Below are 16,746 nucleotides of genomic sequence, written 5' to 3' on the forward strand. Positions count from 1 at the left end.
TGGTATAATCCGCTCCGGCGCCACTCCGCGCTCGACTACGAGTCACCCGCTGGTTACGAGAAGAAGCACCGCGCTGCCGCTTGAGGGCGAAAGCGCGGAAACGCTCCACGAAACCGGGGCAACTTCAGTGCTGGCCCTTGTGTGCATTGGGTAGGAACAGGAAATCACTCCGAGCGGATGGCCCGGATGGGGTCTGCCCTGAGTGCCCGGCGTGCGGGAAGCCAGCACGCCAGGAGCGCCACGCTCGCGAGCAATAGACTTCCGGCGCCGAAGGTCAACGGGTCCCAGGCTGTCACGCCGTAGAGCTGGCTCCCCAGCACCCGTGCGAGGATGAGCGCGCCCGCGAACCCCACCGCGATGCCCATCCCGGTGAGCCTTGCTCCTTGGCCGAGGATGAGCCGCAGGATGTCCCCGGTGCTCGCTCCGAGCGCCATGCGGATGCCGATCTCTTGAGTGCGCTGTGTCACCAGGAGTGAAATGACGCCATGGAGACCGTAGGCCGAAAGCACGAGCGCCATCATGGCGAACGTGCCGAGAAGGCACAGCACCAGCCGCCGCAGGCCGAGCGATTTCGCGATGACCTGCTCCATCGTCATCGCCCGGTAGAGAGGCAGCGAGCCATCTACCCGACGCACGGCCTCGCGGACGGAAGGGAGCAGGGTCTCTGGAGCTAGCGCAGTGTGCACCACCAGGACGAGACTGTCGTCTCCCCAAGGTCTGCCATAGGGAAGGTGGAACTCCGCCAGCGGCTCCTTGTCGAGCCCGGCTTGCCGTACGTCGCCGACAACTCCGATGATGGTTGCGACAACGGTGCCAATCATCAGCCGACGGCCGACGGCGTTCTTGTCCTTGAAATGCCGGCGCGCCAAGGCCTCGTTGATGATGACAACCGACTCCCCTGTGCCTGTGTCCTGTGCCGTGAAGTCACGTCCCTGGAGAAGCGGGATGCTCATGGTGGCGAAGTAGCCGGGGCTGCTGGCGCGACGCTCCGCAGTGGGTTCGTCGCCCGGTTCGGGGGAGGGCTCACCTTCCACGGTGTAGCGGGCGTTGTTCCAGGCTCGCTGGATGGGAAGGACCGACGTCATCCCCGCAGCGCTCACACCTGGAAGCGCACGCACTTCGTCCAGCACCGGCTGAAGCAGGCGCGGCGCCAGGTCCACATCAAGGACGCCATCCTTGAAGAACCGATCCTTGGAGATGCCCAGGTGCAGGGTCAGGATCTGCTCCGTGGCGAGGCCGGGAGACGTTCCCATCAGGAGAAGGAAGCTGCGCCCGAGCAGCCCCGCGCCCACGAGAAGAATGAGGGAAAGGGCAATCTCCGCGATCACCAGTGAGGCGCGAAGGCGACGGCTCGGGCTCGTGCCACCGCCCGCGCTTCCCTTTGCAACCAGCCCGCCACGGACGTCGAGCCGGGAGACATGAAGCGCCGGGAGGAGACCAAAGCCAATGCCACTGGCCACCGTCAATGCGGACAGGAATAGGAGGGACGTCCCGTCAATCGCAATGATGTTCTGGCGAGGCAGGGTGTCCGGGGCCAAAGCCAGCAGCGCGTCCAATCCCCACCGGGCAAGCAATGCCCCCAGGGCACCGCCCAGGAGCGCCAGGATGAGGCTCTCCACCAGGAACTGCTGGATGAGGCGGCCTCTCCCAGCGCCGAGTGCGACACGAATGGCCAGCTCCTGTTGGCGCGCACCGGCGCGTGCGAGGAGGAGGTTGGCGACGTTGGTGCAGGCGATGAGGAGCACCAGCGCGACGGCACCCAGCAACGCCTGGAGTGGGGTACGCCAGGTTTCGGTCAGGCCCTCCCTTAGCGGGATGACCTGCGCGCTTCGCGGTCCTTGCGCCTGCGATGCACCGACCTGCGCTGCCACCTCCTTGAGCTGTGCGCTTGCTTTCTCCAGGGAGACGCCGGGCGCCATGCGGGCGCGAACGTTGAGCACGAAGCCTCGTGTCCGAGTCTGGGCGTCGGGCGGGGCCACCAGGGGCATCCAGACATCCGTGCTCGCGTCGAAGGAGGCGGGCATCACGCCAACCACTGTGTGCAGCACCCTGTCGAGCATGATTGAGCGGCCGAGGACCGCGGGGTCGGCACCAAAGCGAGTTCGCCACAGGTCCTCGCTCAGCACGGCTACGGGCTCCTGGCCGAACAGGTCCTCGTCTTGCTCGAAGGTGCGGCCCAGAAGCGCGGGTACGCCGTACACGGCGAAGTAGTCCGCGGTGCCGCGAATCGCGTCCAGGCGCTCGGAGGACTCCTCCGTCTGCAGGGTCGTACCGCCAGCGTTGAACGCCGCCATCCGCTCAAAGGCTGACGCCTCTTGCCTCCAGACCCAGAACATGGGCCAGGAAACCTGCCCGCGGCTGCTCTGGGACCGGACTTCGAACAGCGAAACCAGTCGTTCGGGCTGGGAATAGGGCAGGGGGCCCATCAGCACGCCGTGGACCACGCTGAAAATGATGGCGTTGGCGCCAATCCCGAGAGCCACACAGAGAATGGCGACCGATGCGAAACCGGGCGCACGGCGGAAGGTGCGGAGCGCAAAGCGTACGTCCGCGACGAGGCTGTCGATGATGCTCATGAGCGCCGAGCTCCTGTGTGGTTCATGAGGTGGCCACCATTGTTCGCGGCAGCCAAGGTGTTTGTCGTGGGAGTTCCGGAGTTTGCCCCATTTTCGGCTGCTGGAAAAAAGAGGGGCCCTGCTCGCCAGCGAAGCCAAGGTTTCATTCGTCGTCTCGAATCACAATGGAGAGCGCTACGCGGAGGAGAGACCGCCCTCTGTGAATGTCGCTCCGAGGAGTCACTCTGGGGCGCCTGCGTCGTGGGGCCGTCACCGGTGTCTTCTGCGTTCTCGGCGCCGGGGCAGCGGCGGGGCACGGAGGGATTGAGGTCGTGAATTCCCCGGTGAAGCCGTGCTACGAAGACGGCATGAACCCACCGGGTTTGTGCCTGCTGCTCCTGGCGATGCTTTGTGCCGGAGCAGGTCTAGAACAGCGTGAAGGCCGCCCCTGGGTATCCGTCCCGGTTCGAGGCCGTCGAGAAGGGGACGACCCGGAACAAGGTGTCCAACAAGGAGCTGTTGGAGAAGCTTCGGAAGGTCGAGCGGGGGAGCTGGCTCAAGGTCTACAAGGACGGCTGGGTGGGCGAAAAGAAGGTGTCACTCCACTACTTTGAGAGTCCCTCCGGGAAGGTCTTCGACTTCAAGGTCAAGCCTGGATGGAGCAACCTGTGAGCGCCCTGGACCCCATGACGCTCCAGGCAACGGGGCCCGAGGAAGTCCAGCGCTTCGTGGCGGTCACCGCCCTGGGGATGTGCCGTGCAATCCTCCAGGGTGCGGTCTCGCCAGCGTATGCATGCAGCCGGCTCTTTGGACCGGCGCTGCTCACCCGCCTGGAAGCGATGGAAGTGCATCCTGAGCTGCGCCACGCCATCCACCTGGCGACGGAGTTGGAGGATGTGGATCAACTCGTGCCAGAAGCCCTGACCCGCTCCATCGCGGAGATCGAGGACAGGCTCCTGAAGTTGCTCGCGACCCTGCCAGCTCCTACTGCCGATGGCGAAAGGTGGCTGGGAAGACTTCCCTCCCGGGGGGAGTAAAGCCTTCTCAGCCCCCGCCCCACGCGTCATCGCTGTAGGTCACCTGTGTGCCGTCCGGGTCGTAGAGGCGCAGCAAGGGTCTGGTTGACCCTTGGCCCGGGAGTGCCTGGGACCCGCTCACTCCGCCCGCTTGCGGCGCCGTGACATGATGCGGCTCAGGGCTACCTCGGTGATGCCGAGGTAGGCCGCCACGTCGCGCTGGGGAATCCTTCCCTTCAGGTGGGGATGCTCCTCCCAGAACTTCACCAGGCGCTCCTCCGCGGACAGCTCCAGGAACTCCTGCTCACGGCGCTCCTTGAGGACGAAGTGCTGCTCCGCCACCCGGCGCGCCAGCCGCTCCCAGCACACGTGGCCCTGCTCCAGTTGCTGGAAGTCCTGCGTCTGGAACACCAATACGTGGCTCGGCTCGAGCGCTTCAATCGCGGTCATCGACGGCAGCCGCTGCAACATCTCCGCGTAGGCGCCAATCAGCTCTCCCTCGGCGCGGAAGGCCTTGATGGACTCGCCACCGCGTGGCGATACGCGCACGCCCCGGAAGACGCCCTGGAGCACCACGGCGAACCGGTCCGCCGCGTCCCCCGGACGCATGAAGAGCTCCCGCTTCGCGAGCGACTGCTCCTTCGCCACGGCTTCGGCCTTCACCCACTCCTCGGGAGGAAGCGGGGCCAGGGTGGCGAGGCGCTCGAAGAGCTTCGGGAATCTCACGTCGCGGGGACCTGGGCTTGACCTGGGTTAAGGCGGAGGCGGCTTTGGGAAACATATACCGGGGGCATGTCCCTCAATGTCTACGCCGTGGCCACGCCCTTCGTCATCGCCCTGGCCCTGGCGGAGTTCGCCTGGTGCGTGGCGCGGCGCAACGGCTACTACAGCTTCCAGGACTCCATCGCGAGCATGGGCACGGCGGTGATGAACCAGTGCGTCAACGTCGCGGTGGCCCTGCTGGTGCTCCCCCTCTTCACGCAACTGGGTGAGTACGCACCGTGGCGGCTGGATGCTTCGTCGCCGCTGTCGCTGGTGGCGCTCTTCCTGGGCGTCGACTTCCTCTTCTACTGGTTCCACCGCTTCGGGCACCGCACCAACATCGGCTGGGCGGCCCACTCGCCGCACCACTCCACCGAGGAGCTCAACTACGCGGTGGCCTTGCGCGCGAGCGTGACGCAGCGCCTCTTCTCGTTCCTCTTCTACTGGCCGCTGGTGCTGGTGGGATTCCCGCCGGAGGCGGTGCTGGCGATGGTGGCCTTCCACCTGGTGCTCCAGTTCATCCCTCATACGCGGGTCATCCCCAAGCTCCCCCGGTGGGTGGAGTCGTGGCTGAACACGCCGTCGCACCATCGCGTGCACCACGCGCGCAACGGCGCATACATCGACAAGAACTACGCGGGTTTCCTCATCATCTGGGACCGGATGTTCGGCACCTACGCGGAGGAGACCGAGCCGTGCTCCTACGGCCTGACCACCCCGGCGAACACCTGGGATCCGACGGCCATCAACTTCCAGGCGTGGGCCCGGCTGGTCGCGGACGCCGTCGCCACGAAGAGCCACTGGGACCGGCTGCGCCTCTGGGTGATGCCCACGGGCTGGCGGCCCGCGGACCTTCCTCCGCGCGCGTTGGGGTACTGGAAGCAGGAGGGCGCGGAGGTGAAGTACCACTCCCAGGAGCTGTCCGGCGTCCGAGGCTACCTCGTCTTCCAATTGTTCGCGTCGATGCCGTTCATGCTCCTGGTGAGCCACCATGCCTCACCGTTGTCGGGCTGGCAGAAGATCGCGTTGAGCCTGCTGCTCTGGGCGATGGCGACCGCCTGGAGCGGGATGCTGGAGTCGAAAGGGTGGAGCGAGCCGCTGGAGCTCGCGCGGGTGCTCGCCATGGGCGTGGGGGTGACGCTGTGGCTGGTAGGGGCCAGCGCGCCCCCGGCGTGGAGCGCGCTCACGGCGTCGTGGCTGATGGTCTCGCTGGTCTGGCTGCGGGTGGCGCGCGGTGGCGCCGGCCGGAGGTCCCAGACGAATCCCTTCGCAGGCTGAGAAGGTACGTGCTCAAGCGCTCCGCGACGCGATGAGCGCGAGGTTGCGCGGAGACAGGCGCGGATCGAAGAGCTGGAGGAGCTCGACCTGGAAGCCCGACTCCTCCAGGAGGAGCGCGCGATCCAGCAGGAGCACGACCTCCAACGGCCTCGCGAAGCGGTCCCTCAGCAGATGGCAGAGCAGGAGATCCCGCGTCTCGGCGCGAACGGACACCTCGAAGGCATCCAGCTCCGTGTCCGTCATGCCGGCATCGAGGCCCAGGCGCTCCAGGCGGTCGCGCGCATAGACGGCGAAGCGTCCGGCATAGAGCGCCCGGGGCGCGTCTCCTGCCCTCACGAAGCCGCGCTCGGGAAAGCGCCGCCTCGACAGGAGTTCGAACGCGAAGCGCCACGCGTACACCTGCTTCATCCGCGCGAACTCCACCTCCGTCTTGTGATGCCGTCCCCGCGTCGTCAGCGCCAGGGCATGCGGGGTGAAGGGCAGCGGGTGCGCGCCCCCGAAGCGGGAGACGGGGTAATCCCGCGGGGCCTCCAGCTTGTCGTAGCAGCAGCCGATGTTCAGGACGAAGCCCGCCTCCTGGCTCTTGCGGAGCTGCGTGAGGGCGAGCGGCCCGCAGGTGTGCAGACCGATGGAGGCCCGGTCCCGGCCGGAGAAGAGCGGATCAATCTGTGGTTGGAGCCCGTCCTCGACGGAGGCCTGGATGAAACTCAGGGTGTCCCCGCCCGGGGGTTGGGTTCTCGTCAGCCACTGCCGGCCCTTGTCCTGTAGCGCGGCGTCCCGATCGATGCTGTGGAAGGTCCACCCGAACGTCCGTGCACAGAGGCGGGCGAGATGTCCCATGCCGCCGCCGATATCGACCGCCTGGCGGATGAAGCGCGTTCTCGGAGTGAGCAGGGCGAGCACCCGCTCGAGTTCGTGGGTCTTCTTGGCGCTGAGTCCCTGCGTCTCCGCGACCGTCAGCGCGTGAAGGCCCTCGTGCCAGGGCAGGGCCGTGAGTTCCTGGAGCGTGCCGAGGAGAGCGCCCAGGGACGGAGGCGGGACGCCCACGAGCGCCCCCTGGTCCAGCCGCCGCTCGCCTGCTTCATCGAGCGACCGGGCATAGGCCAGCCAGTCCTCGGGCCAGGCGGCGCCGGACCCGGGCCAGCCCTGGAGGATGGAGCGGGACCAGAGCGGGGACCAGGGCCGGAGTTGGTGCGTGAGCGCCTCGAGTCGCGCCTGGAAGTCCATGCCGGCGCATCCTATGCGCCGACTCCCAGGGCTCGGTGGCGATCCTGCTGGAGGGGGCGAGCGATGGGGGCACTACCCGCTACACGACCCGGTACTCACCCGCACGAAGTACGGCGACCGGGAGCCATAGGCAAAGATGCCAGAGCCGCAGTCGCACATGATCGTCCCCACGTACGTGAGACGCTCGGGCTCCGCGTAGTAGGTGATCTCGTAGCCTGACGGGCCGCAAACGGGAAGTTCGTCCGTACGTGTTTCAAGCTCGGGTGGCCCGCCCACGTCGCCCTCGGTGCCGCCACAGCCGGCCAGCATTCCGACAGCCATCAGCCCGGCAATGATTGCCGCTCGCATTTGCTTCTTCTGGTTTGGCGGTTTGTACTGCCCTGCCAGGATGGCGCTGCCATTTGCGTCAGGCCAATGGGCGCCCCTTCTGCGGTGAACACTCGCAAGAAGGCCCCGGTCCACGACGCGCGGGAGCGGGGCCTTCAGGACTGCTCAAATCAGCGGTTTGCGTCCGGCGCACCGCACGCGTGTCTCCGGCCCTGGCTCAGATTTCGTGCCGGATGAGCCAGAACACCGCCGTCTGGTGCGACACCGGGAAGTAGACGACGTAGACGCTGTGGTAGTCCTTCGCGCCCGGGGCCACCGGCTCGCTCGCGTAGAAGCGCGCCACCTGCGCTGCCTCCGTGCCGTTGCCCAGCGCGCCCGGCAGCGCCGCCACCAGCTCCGGGAAGAACTGCTGCACGTGGCTGCCGAACTCCGCGTACGTCAGGTCCGGCTGTCGCTCGAACTGGAGGTTCTGGTTGGCGCTCAGCGCGGGAATGGACGCGAACGCCCCTTCCGCCACGCGGTCCAGGGACACCGGCGTCGTGCCGGCCACCGAGGGCACGTTGAGCGCCCACAGCGACTCATCACACCAGTTCTCGCCCGTCTTGCAGTGCGTGTGGCCCGCCGCCTGCGCCGCCTGGAGCGTGCTGCTCAGCGGAAGCTGCGTGAGGGGCAGCGGCCCCGCGCCGTAGTAGCGGTAGTAGAAGTCCTTGCACACCGGCCACATCTTCGTGGTGAAGGCGGACTCACCATCCGCGCACCACGGCTTCGCGCCGGAGGACACGAAGCAGTTCTCCACGAAGGCCGCGTGCGCGTCCTGCGCGTCCGTGCACTGCGGGAGCGCCTGCGCGGGCGTGAGGCCCTGCGTCTCCACCACGCTCTCGTCACACACCTCGATGCGCGTGGCCACGTCCAGGTCACAGGCCGTGAACAGCGACGGCTCCGCGCACGCGCTGTTGAGGCAGCCCAGCACCAGGCGGAACTGCTTGCCCGCGCCCGTGCCGGTGCTCACCACCGCCAGGTACTCGCCGCCCTGCGCCAGCGTCAGGCCGGTCACCTTGCTGAGCTGGCCATAGCCCGCGTCGTCGTCCTGCGCGCGCAGCGTGGTGCCGTAGCTGCCGTTCGCGTTCTTCGGGCCGTAGATGAACAGGCCCGTGTCCAGGCCCATGCTGCTGCCCCCGTGCGTCACCTCCAGGGCCACCTGCGCGCCAGCGGCCACCTTGAAGCTGAACGACAGGTACTGCGGATTCGTGGTGAAGCTCGTCTGCACGAAGCTGTTGAGCCCCACCGGGCCCAGGAACGCCGTGCTGTCCACGATGTTGCCGCTGGACGGCGCGGGCGGCGGATACAGCACTGACTGCGCGCTCGTGCCGACCTCCGAGGCTCCAGTGTCCTCCACCGGCTCCTGCGACGGACCGCACGCCACCAGCAGCAACGACGGCAGGAGCCACGACGACATCCGATTCCACGCGTGACGCATGAAGCACTTCCTTGGCTTGGGGGGAACGACAGCTCAGGGAACGGCGAGGTCCTGGAACCACGCCGCATACGGCGTGTTGCGCACGAGGTGCCGGTTGAAGTCCGGGGCCCCGTCGGTCCACCACGGCGCGCCCCGCTCGCCCAGGCCCGCCTTGGCGCGGTGGACGCGGGCGCGGGCGTTGCGTTCGGCCGCCGCGTCCTTCGCGCGCTTCGCCCGGCCCACGTCCGCGCGGGCTCGCATCAGCGCGGCCACCAGCAGCTCGCGCTGCCGGGGCCCGAGCGCCGGGTTGGAGCGGCGCCACAGCCGTCCCTCCACCACCAGGTAGCGTCCATCCGGGGTGGTGGGGGGCGGCGCGTGCGTCACGGCACCGCGGGGAAGAGGAAGCGCAGCACGTCACCGAAGCGCGCGGACCAGGCCGCCTCGTTGTGCTGGCCGCCCTGCACCACCGTGTACTTCAGGTCGCTGTCCAGCACCCAGCCCTTGGCCACCAGCGCGTCGCGCAGCGCCTGGGCATCCGCCACCGTCTCCGCCTGGCTGCCGGAGCCCTCGTTGGTGCCGATGTCCTCCCAGATGCGCAGCGCAGGCTTCGCGCTCAAACCCTCCACCGTGCGCACGATGTCCCGGTCCGCCCACCACACGGACGGCGACACCACGCCCAGGCGGCTGAACACTTCCGGGTGCTTCAGGCCCAGCGACAGGGACACCAACCCGCCCAGCGACGAGCCCGCGAGCCCGGTGGACTCCGGCCCCGTCTTCGTCCGGAACTCCGCGTCGATGCGCGGCTTCAGGTCGTTGATGAGGAACTGCCCGTAGGCGTCCGCGCGGCCCGCGTCCGGGTACTCGGGCGGGAAGGGCACCGGCGTGTATTCCGCGATGCGGTCGGACGTGTTGTAGACGCCCACGATGATGAGCGGCTCCACCTCTTTGGCCGTCACCAGCGCCTGCGCCGTCTCATCCACGTTCCACTCCCCGGCGAACGCGGTGACGACGTCCATCAGGTTCTGGCCGTCGTGCATGTAGAGCACCGGGTAGCGGCGCTGGGTGTCCGTCTCATAGCCGGGCGGCAGCCAGACGATGACGTCGCGCGGCTTCAGCGTCGGGTCCGTGGGCGTCACCGCGCGCAGGTAGCGCACGTCGCCGGTGAGCGTGGGGTCCGGCGGCGGCGGCGGGGTCGAAAGGTCCGCCCAGCCGCCCACCACCACGGACACGCGCTCGAAGCCGCCGCCCGTCGTGAAGGTGTGGTTGGCCACCTCCGCGCCCGTTTCGCTCTTCTCCACCGTCTCCCACGCGCCGCGCGTCACCTTGAACTCCAGGGCCGCTCCCACCGGGAAGGTGACGGCACCGGCATAGGCATTGTCCACGGCCTTGGAGAGCTCCACCTCCGCGCCGTTCCAGTTCCCCAGCTCCGGCTGGTTCCCGGACAACCACACCTTCGCATCCCGGGGTGTGATGTCCGGCGTCTTCACGATGAACACGGTCCGGGCGCCTGTCTCCCCCTCCGCCGGTCCAAAGCGCTCCACCGTGAGTGCGACATTCTCCTCGTCCTCGTGGACGGTGAGGGTGTGGTCCGCCTCCGGGGCCCCCGCGGCGTCGAGCGCCACCCGGGCGACGGGCGCCGTCATCCGCACCGCGTAGGTGAAGGCGGTGTCCTTGGGCAGCCGGGCCTTCAGGCTGAACACCCGGCCACCCTGGTAGACCATCTCCAGGCCCGGCCCCGCGGGGCCTCCGAACGTGTCGCTGGGGCCGGTGAGGAAGATGGCGGCGTCGGCCGGAGTCTCCGGCGGCACCGTCACGTCGAACTGCACCGCGGAGAAGTGCTGCTCGGCGGGGACCTGGGAGTCGGAGTGACAGCCCCAGAGAGCCGCGAGGCCCAGGACGAGCAGGAGGACGGGCCGCGAGGGCCGCGAGGAAGGCGAAGGAGACGACATCGGTGGTGGAGCCTCCGGGGGCCGGAACAGGGGCCCCACGCGAAGGCACATCGTAGCAGTGCCCTCCGACACCGTCAGGCGGGTCCCCGGAGACGGGGGAAGTGTCCCGGGGGACAGACCCCTTGGCAGATGGCGGACAGTGCCTACCTTGCGCCGCGCACAGCGGGCACCGGGACGCGGAGTCCCGGCCCCCTCAAGCGAAGGAGTCGCACTGCATGAAGAAGCTGACGCTGCTGGCCGTGACGCTGGGTTCGCTGGTCGTGGGGGCGGGCTGCCACCGCAACACCCGTGACGAGGCCAAGGACGACGTGGAGGAGGCCGGCGACAAGGTGAAGGACACCGCCGAGGACGCCGCCGACGCCACGGGCGACGCCGCCGAGAAGGCCGGCGACAAGATCGAGGATGCGACCGACAAGTAGGACGTCGCAAGCGGAGGTCCGTGGGTCCGGGGTCGTTGACCGGGGACGGGCCGGGCCGCGCTGACGTGGACACCCTGGACGTCGGACACCCTTCGTGGTGCCGGCCTCCGGGGTGTCGTCGTTTCCGGCCAGGGCGGTCAGCCGGGGGCCGCGCCCAGGACCCAGTGGCGCTTCACGGTCCACCCCAGGAAGCACTGCGCTCCCGGGGGCGCGTCCTTCATCTGTCCTCCGCTCACCGCGTGGCGCAGTCCGAGCATGGCGGGCGCGAGCCGCTGGGCGAGGTCACCTCTCCGCTGCGAGAGCCGGGCCTCCATCTCCTGGAGGAAGGCCGGATGGGTCGCTTCGGGCCGGAGCGAGAGGAAGAACAGCATGTGCCGCCAGGCGTAGGCGGCGTTCTTCACGTTCCGGAGCCTGGAGCGATACGCGGGCGGCCGCGCCTCCAGCAGCTCGCACACGCGCGTGAAACAGCGGAGCGCCAGCGCTTCCAGGTGGGGTTCGAGCACGGGCCGCAAGTCCAGGGCCTCCACCAGGGTCGCCAGGTTGTGCGTGGTGAGGATCTGCGCCTGCTCGATGACCCGGCCGTTCGCCGCGACGCTCCGTTGCGCGCTGCCTTCGCCATCCTTCGCGCGGGCCGTGCACAGGGCCGCGAAGGCTTCCGAGGTCCTGGGGCCATGCCTGGACTGCTTCGTGTCGTTCATCACCTGGAGCGCGGAGGGCAGGTCGTAGTAGCGCGCGTACAGCGTCCCCGCGAGCTGCTCCTGCGCCTGACGCGCGGCCTCCAGGTACTTCTCCGTGAAGGCGGCCATGAAGATGTCCGCGGCCAGCTCGTCCACCACCGGCACCTGGAGGTCCGCGCCCTTGAGCAGGGCCCTGACCTCCTGGAGCAGCTTGTTGGGCAGGAGCACTTCCGGGAACGAGCTCAGCGTGAGCCGCACCAACTGCTCCAGGGTCCGCCTGGACGCTGTCTCCGCCGCGAGCCCCAGCTTCCGGTACGCGTCGATGGCTCCCACCCAGGGCAGCTCCTCCAACTTCACCTGGGACTCCAGGTTCACGAGCAGCAGCGAGCGCCGCCGTCGGAACGCCGTGTACAGGGCCGAGTAGAGCGCGCGCAGGGACGGCTGGGAGATGCCGAGCGCCCGGACCTGCGCCGACAACTGCGGAACGACGCGGGCGAGCGTCTCGCTGGAGCGGATGAGGCGCTGCTCGACCAGCATCTCCACGGGGGCGTTCAGCGAGAGCCGCAGCTTGCGCTCGATGCTGGCGGGGAAGGCGAAGCCCTTCACGGGCGCGGTCAGTGCCTCGAGTGAGTCGAGCCCCGCGTCCCCGGGCAGTCCGTCCATCCGGCGCAGGGCCTCCCGGGCGAAGTCCACGCCGCTGGGGCGTTCAAGCTGCTCCCGCTGCCTCGCGCGAAGGGCGTCCAGGCGCTCGGAGCCCGGAAGGCCGCGCGCCTGGGAGATGGCTTCGAGGACGCCGCGCACGCGCCGCGCCTGTCCTGGGAGGAGGGACGTGCGCGCCTGGAGCGCATCCTTGAGCACGGTGTGGAGCCGGCCGAAGTTGAGCTGGGGTTTGCGGGGCCAGGCGCAGAGGGTGTGTTGTTCGAGCGCGCGGTCGATGTCGGAGAGCAGGGTGCGTGCACGCGGCCCGAAGTCCGCGTCGAAATGGAAGGCCGGAGGGGCCTCGCGCAAGGCCCCCGCCCAGAGCGCCACGAGGCGGTCATACAGGGGCGTCCATACCCGCGCGGACTCCCACTGTCGCTGGAGCTCCGGACGCGGACGGACCCGCGCGAGCGCCCCTCGCGTCTCCCCCACATCCCGCACGTGGACGAACGCGGTGTCCGCCTGGGGCGTCGCGGCCGGCACCGGGTAGAAGCGCAGGCGCGGGAAGAACGGTGCCAGCTGGTCGAGCAGGCCTCGCGCGCGCTCCGCCTGGTCATGGTCGAGCAGCCACGCCACCACGAGCAGCGCGCCCTCCTCGGGGACCTGGATGCGATAGCCGCCCGTCCGGAGCATCCGCCGCAGCTCCGCGAGCCCCTCCTCGCCCAGGTACCACGCGTTCAGCACCGCCCGCGCGTTGCCCGTGTCCTCGCGTTGGAGCCGGGACAGCAATGCCTGCTCATGCGGTTGCAGCGCCCCTTCCGCCAGCAGGCGCCCGGTGGCGAAGCCGCCCTTGGCGACCTCCAGCGTCGCCCAGGCGGGGACTTCCGCCACGGGCACGCGCGAGCCGACGGTCAGCGTGCCCTGGAGCATGCCGGAGAAGACCTCCGTCCAGGCGCGCACCTTGTCCTGCGCGCGGGCCCGCGCTTCCGCGTCCGGGTGCTCCTGGCTCGTCTGGAGCGCCCGGGCGAGCTGCCCTAGCGGATACTGCGTCCCGATCTCCACCTCGCCGCTGCCATCGTCCTTGTGGTCCACCCGGATCCCCCTCGCGTCCACGCACCGTGCCGGCCACCGGCAGTCTGGCCCAGGACGCGCCGGACGAAAACCCGACACGGACCGCGCGCTCAGTATTCCTTCAGGAGCGCGCCGGCCACCGTGAGGCCCAGCCGCTTGAACAGCGCCGAGACCTTCGCCTTCGGGATCAGCTTCTTCGCGGCCGCTTCGACACGCAGGAGCGAAAAAGCGAGTTGATCGAGCGAGGTGAAGGCCGGCGCGACAGTGCCTTCCTCGTGCGCGTAGCGGACGACCGCCCCCGTCGTGACGTCGAGAAGGAACATCTCGCCGGAGCCGTCGCTCGCGATGCCGACGAACTTGTCGTCGTTTGCACCGAACAGCTCCTCCTTCTTGCAGTCGAAGCCGTAGCTGTCGAAGTCGAAGGCGAGGGTCATCGACGGCACTCCACCGCTCATCACCACCGCGTCCAGCGCGCGCCCCGCGGGAACGGCACGGACCTTCTCGCTGCCGGGCTTCGACACGCGGGGCGCCTTCGGGAAGAAGCGCGCCGCGTCGGCCGCGAAGTCGCCGCGCTCGATGTAGCCGGCCAGGGCGCTCACCTCGGTGGCCTCACCCCACTCGGTGAGCGAGGTCTTGCCCACGTCCAGGGGCGTGCCGTCCTTGGCGAAGTACGACGTGCTCTTCAGCTTGCCCTTGGCGAAGACCGCCGTGATGCGATGGGGCCAGGGCTTCGGGACCTTGAAGACCTTGTGCAGGAGCTTGGTGCCGGCGTGCTCGAACAGGGCCCCTTCGACCGGCCCGACGACCCACTCGACGGCACCATCGATGACACCGTCACGCAGCTCGACCCGCAGCGTGTCCGGGAAGTCGAAGCCGGGGCGGAAGCGCACCTCGACCAGTGCGCCGTCCGCGAACGTCGCGAGCATCGTGCTGGTCGGCCCCTTCGGCAGGCCGAGCGCCGCCTGCAGGGCCACGCGCGGCGCGTGCTCGGACATCTGGTGGATGGCGAGCGACCACTTGATCTCTCCATCCAGCTTGCCGTCCTTGCGTGTGGCGTCGAGCAGCAGGAGGCCCGACGGGTGGATCCACAGGCGCTCGCGCGAGTCATTGGGGCCTCCGAGCCGCCAGAGGTTGGCGTCGGCATCAAAGGTGGCTTCGGGAGGTACGTCCTTGGGGCGCAGGGCGGTCGTCATCGTGCCGGACCATACCTGCCGCATCCCTCATTGGGCTGCTCATCAACCACGCCTCCCGGAGGTCTGGAGGCGCCGTGCTAGAAGGGACGGGTGATTTCCGCCCTTCCCGCCCTGAACGAAGCAGACGCATCCCAGGGCCGCGCAGGCGTCGCGAGACTCGCCTTCGAGCGCTCCGGTCCACGCACCGTGGTGCGCACCGCGCTGGCGCACAGCCCGCTGCGGCTGCTCACCCCGCGCAACCACGGCCACGCGGCCTGGGCGTATACGAGTTCGTTTGGCGGCGGGCTGGTGGACGGTGACCACCTGCGGCTGGACGTGGATGTGGCGGAAGGGGCCACGGCGCTGCTCGCGACCCAGGGCTCCAACCGCGTCTACCGTTCCCCCAAGGGCTGTCGCAGCGACCTGAACGCGCGCGTGGGCCCGGACGCGCTCTTCGCGTGGGTGCCGGACCCCACCGTGTGTTTCACCGGCGCCCGCTATGCCCAGACCTTGGACATGTCACTCGCGGCCGGGGCGTCGCTGGTGCTCGCGGACGTGGTGACGGCCGGGCGCAGCGCGCGGGGTGAGCGGTGGGCCTTCCTGCACTACGCCTCGCGCCTGCGCGTCGCGCGGGAAGGCCGCGCGCTCCTGGATGAGAAGTGGGTGTTGGATCCCGCGCACGGTGCGCTGCCGGCGCGCCTGGGCCGCTTCGACGCGCTGGCCACGGTGCTGCTGGTGGGGCCCGCGCTGGCTTCCGCGCGAGAGGCATTGGCCGCGCGGGTGGCGGGCCTGCCGGTGAAGCCGCGCGCGCAGGAGATCATCTCCGCGAGCCCCCTGGGCGAGGATGGGCTGCTCCTGCGCGTGGCGGCCGTCTCACTGGAGACGCTGCTCTCCACCACGCGTGACTGGCTGTCGTTCCTGCCGGGCCTGCTGGGCGACGACCCGTGGGCGCGGCGGGTGTGATGGAGGTCATCGGCGGCACGTGAGGGCCGCCGAGCTCCCGGGAGTGCGTCAGTTGTAGCGGGTGAGGTCGAAGGACTTGTAGTCGGGATACAGCCGGTCGATGTGCTCCGCCGTCAGGTTGACCAGGTCCTTGTGGCTGTTCGTCTGCCATTCGGCGGTGTTGGCATCCATCAGGCGGCTCTTGCCGTCGGTCTTGTGCAAGCCGATGACGTGGCCATCCGCGGACTCGCCCGGCTTGCGAAGGCCCATCCGGTAGTGGCCGTCCTCCTTCGTGCCGTCGAACAGCTTCTGGCCGAAGGTGCTCCCTTCGATGGGCTCGTAGTCCTGCACGCGCACGCCCGGGTTGCCGCCGCCACGGCCGGTCCGGAAGTCGTCGGTCAGGCTCTGCATCGCGGCCTGCTTGTGCTCGAGGGCTTCCTTGTCCTGGTTCAACTGGGCCATTCCCGCCTTGAACTCCTGGTTCAGCTCGGCGCGCTGTTGCTTCAGGCCCTGGCGCTCGTCCGGGGTCAGGTCCGGGTTCGTGAGCAGCTCGTTGATCTCATTGCGCTGCGCGCGCTTGTCCTTGAGCTGCTCCACGCTGTCCTGGAACTTCGAGACGGCGGACATGTGCTCGTTGTTCAGCTTCGTGAGGGAGTTGCTCTGGAGCGACTCCGCGTGCTGCTTGTCGATGAGGCCGCCGAAGTGGTTGTCGGTCAGCTTGCCGAACGCCTGGGAGCCCTTCTTCGGGTCGCCGCCCGCCTCGATGCCGGTGCGGATCCACTCGGACGTCATCGCGCTGCACACGCCGTCCTGCGTGCCGGAGGGCAGGTTCGGCCTCTTCAACATCGGGTGGCCGCCCTGGTCCGTGTAGCGGAGGATTTCCGAGCCCGGCACCTCCGCCTTCATCTCCTCGGCCACCTTCTGGATTTCAGGGCGCACCGGCGCGGCCTTGCCCTTGCCCGGGGTGCGGCCCATCGCCAGGTCCTGCACCTCGCTCTCGGAGAGCTTCGGCGCCTGCACCTGCGGCCCCTGGAGGTCGTGCGCGTTGATGTTCGGACGCGACGACGAAGAGGACGCCTCCGCGTTCGGCGTGGGCTTCTTGAACGAGTCCCCCTGCGGCGTCTTGTCCGGTCCCGCCGTCTTCACGGGCGCCGCCGGCTTCGACACGGGCTGGGCGCCCGTGGAGGTCTTCCCCTGGGCCACCGTGTTGTCCACCTTCGGCGGGGCGGGGGGCGCCTTGGGCGTCTTGGGGAGGC

13 protein-coding genes and 1 pseudogene are annotated in these 16,746 nt (G+C 69.0%); 5 read left to right on the forward strand and 9 right to left on the reverse strand.

Going from position 1 to position 16,746, the window contains the following annotated elements; translation table 11 throughout:
* Positions 1–164: 164 nt before the first annotated feature.
* On the reverse strand, positions 165–2,576 hold the full coding sequence (locus tag D7Y13_RS24035; RefSeq protein ID WP_120585123.1) for an ABC transporter permease: 2,412 nt from the start codon (positions 2,574–2,576) through the stop codon (positions 165–167).
* Between the two features lie 408 nt (positions 2,577–2,984).
* Between D7Y13_RS24035 and D7Y13_RS24040 the strand changes: the two are divergent.
* Both D7Y13_RS24040 and D7Y13_RS24045 read left to right on the forward strand, forming a co-directional pair.
* Positions 2,985–3,227 (forward strand): annotated as a pseudogene (locus D7Y13_RS24040) (AHH domain-containing protein); the annotation flags it as partial.
* Positions 3,224–3,592: a DUF3969 family protein gene (locus D7Y13_RS24045; protein WP_233595817.1), complete on the forward strand. Its 369-nt coding sequence runs from the start codon at positions 3,224–3,226 to the stop codon at positions 3,590–3,592. The pseudogene D7Y13_RS24040 and the gene D7Y13_RS24045, both read left to right, overlap by 4 nt.
* 117 nt (positions 3,593–3,709) lie before the next feature.
* Here the strand turns inward: D7Y13_RS24045 and D7Y13_RS24050 are convergent, their stop codons facing one another.
* Positions 3,710–4,297 (reverse strand): Crp/Fnr family transcriptional regulator, encoded by a 588-nt coding sequence (locus D7Y13_RS24050; protein ID WP_120531678.1) that lies wholly within the window; start codon positions 4,295–4,297, stop codon positions 3,710–3,712.
* 66 nt (positions 4,298–4,363) lie between these two features.
* On the opposite strand from D7Y13_RS24050, the gene D7Y13_RS24055 reads away from it, so the two are divergent.
* Positions 4,364–5,611 carry a sterol desaturase family protein gene (locus D7Y13_RS24055; RefSeq protein WP_120585126.1) on the forward strand — a complete coding sequence of 416 codons (1,248 nt, stop codon included), beginning with the start codon at positions 4,364–4,366 and terminating at the stop codon, positions 5,609–5,611.
* A gap of 12 nt (positions 5,612–5,623) precedes the next feature.
* On the opposite strand, the gene D7Y13_RS24060 is transcribed toward D7Y13_RS24055, so the two are convergent.
* The 4 genes from D7Y13_RS24060 to D7Y13_RS24080 all read right to left on the reverse strand — a co-directional run bounded on the left by D7Y13_RS24060 (position 5,624) and on the right by D7Y13_RS24080 (position 10,570).
* Positions 5,624–6,838, reverse strand: a complete 1,215-nt coding sequence (locus D7Y13_RS24060) for a methyltransferase (RefSeq protein WP_120585127.1) — start codon at positions 6,836–6,838, stop codon at positions 5,624–5,626.
* Between the two features lie 544 nt (positions 6,839–7,382).
* Entirely contained in the window at positions 7,383–8,621 is a 1,239-nt protein-coding gene (locus tag D7Y13_RS24070) for a hypothetical protein (protein ID WP_233595818.1), read from the reverse strand.
* A gap of 54 nt (positions 8,622–8,675) precedes the next feature.
* The gene (locus D7Y13_RS24075) at positions 8,676–9,005 is read right to left on the reverse strand and encodes a hypothetical protein (RefSeq protein WP_120585129.1); all 330 of its coding nucleotides are present in this window, start codon (positions 9,003–9,005) and stop codon (positions 8,676–8,678) included.
* Positions 9,002–10,570 (reverse strand): alpha/beta hydrolase-fold protein, encoded by a 1,569-nt coding sequence (locus D7Y13_RS24080; protein WP_120585130.1) that lies wholly within the window; start codon positions 10,568–10,570, stop codon positions 9,002–9,004. Before D7Y13_RS24080 ends, D7Y13_RS24075 begins: the two co-directional genes overlap by 4 nt.
* Before the next feature lie 215 nt (positions 10,571–10,785).
* Here D7Y13_RS24080 and D7Y13_RS24085 point away from each other — a divergent pair, with 215 nt between their 5' ends.
* The gene (locus D7Y13_RS24085) at positions 10,786–10,989 is read left to right on the forward strand and encodes a YtxH domain-containing protein (protein WP_120538616.1); all 204 of its coding nucleotides are present in this window, start codon (positions 10,786–10,788) and stop codon (positions 10,987–10,989) included.
* Between the two features lie 137 nt (positions 10,990–11,126).
* Here D7Y13_RS24085 and D7Y13_RS24090 read toward each other — a convergent pair whose 3' ends face one another.
* Both D7Y13_RS24090 and D7Y13_RS24095 read right to left on the reverse strand, forming a co-directional pair.
* Positions 11,127–13,397: a hypothetical protein gene (locus D7Y13_RS24090; protein WP_233595819.1), complete on the reverse strand. Its 2,271-nt coding sequence runs from the start codon at positions 13,395–13,397 to the stop codon at positions 11,127–11,129.
* An 89-nt stretch (positions 13,398–13,486) separates the two neighbouring features.
* Entirely contained in the window at positions 13,487–14,569 is a 1,083-nt protein-coding gene (locus D7Y13_RS24095; protein ID WP_120585131.1) for an SMI1/KNR4 family protein, read from the reverse strand.
* A gap of 90 nt (positions 14,570–14,659) precedes the next feature.
* Between D7Y13_RS24095 and D7Y13_RS24100 the strand changes: the two genes are divergently transcribed.
* Positions 14,660–15,511: an urease accessory protein UreD gene (locus D7Y13_RS24100; RefSeq protein WP_341870437.1), complete on the forward strand. Its 852-nt coding sequence runs from the start codon at positions 14,660–14,662 to the stop codon at positions 15,509–15,511.
* Positions 15,512–15,559: 48 nt separating this feature from the next.
* Here D7Y13_RS24100 and D7Y13_RS45815 read toward each other — a convergent pair.
* The coding region (locus D7Y13_RS45815) for a hypothetical protein (protein ID WP_208734488.1) at positions 15,560–16,746 on the reverse strand (1,187 nt) is incomplete at its 5' end.

It is taken from the genome of Corallococcus praedator, from assembly GCF_003612125.1.
GTDB lineage: Bacteria > Myxococcota > Myxococcia > Myxococcales > Myxococcaceae > Corallococcus > Corallococcus praedator.

What these genes read in the sequence shown, in the direction of transcription:
- D7Y13_RS24035 (WP_120585123.1), bottom strand. Translation starts at nt 2,576, where the DNA reads ATGAGCATCATCGACAGCCTCGTCGCGGACGTACGCTTTGCGCTCCGC.
- D7Y13_RS24055 (WP_120585126.1), top strand. Translation starts at nt 4,364, where the DNA reads ATGTCCCTCAATGTCTACGCCGTGGCCACGCCCTTCGTCATCGCCCTG.
- D7Y13_RS24060 (WP_120585127.1), bottom strand. Translation starts at nt 6,838, where the DNA reads ATGGACTTCCAGGCGCGACTCGAGGCGCTCACGCACCAACTCCGGCCC.
- D7Y13_RS24070 (WP_233595818.1), bottom strand. Translation starts at nt 8,621, where the DNA reads ATGTCGTCGTGGCTCCTGCCGTCGTTGCTGCTGGTGGCGTGCGGTCCG.
- D7Y13_RS24080 (WP_120585130.1), bottom strand. Translation starts at nt 10,570, where the DNA reads ATGTCGTCTCCTTCGCCTTCCTCGCGGCCCTCGCGGCCCGTCCTCCTG.
- D7Y13_RS24085 (WP_120538616.1), top strand. Translation starts at nt 10,786, where the DNA reads ATGAAGAAGCTGACGCTGCTGGCCGTGACGCTGGGTTCGCTGGTCGTG.
- D7Y13_RS24095 (WP_120585131.1), bottom strand. Translation starts at nt 14,569, where the DNA reads ATGACGACCGCCCTGCGCCCCAAGGACGTACCTCCCGAAGCCACCTTT.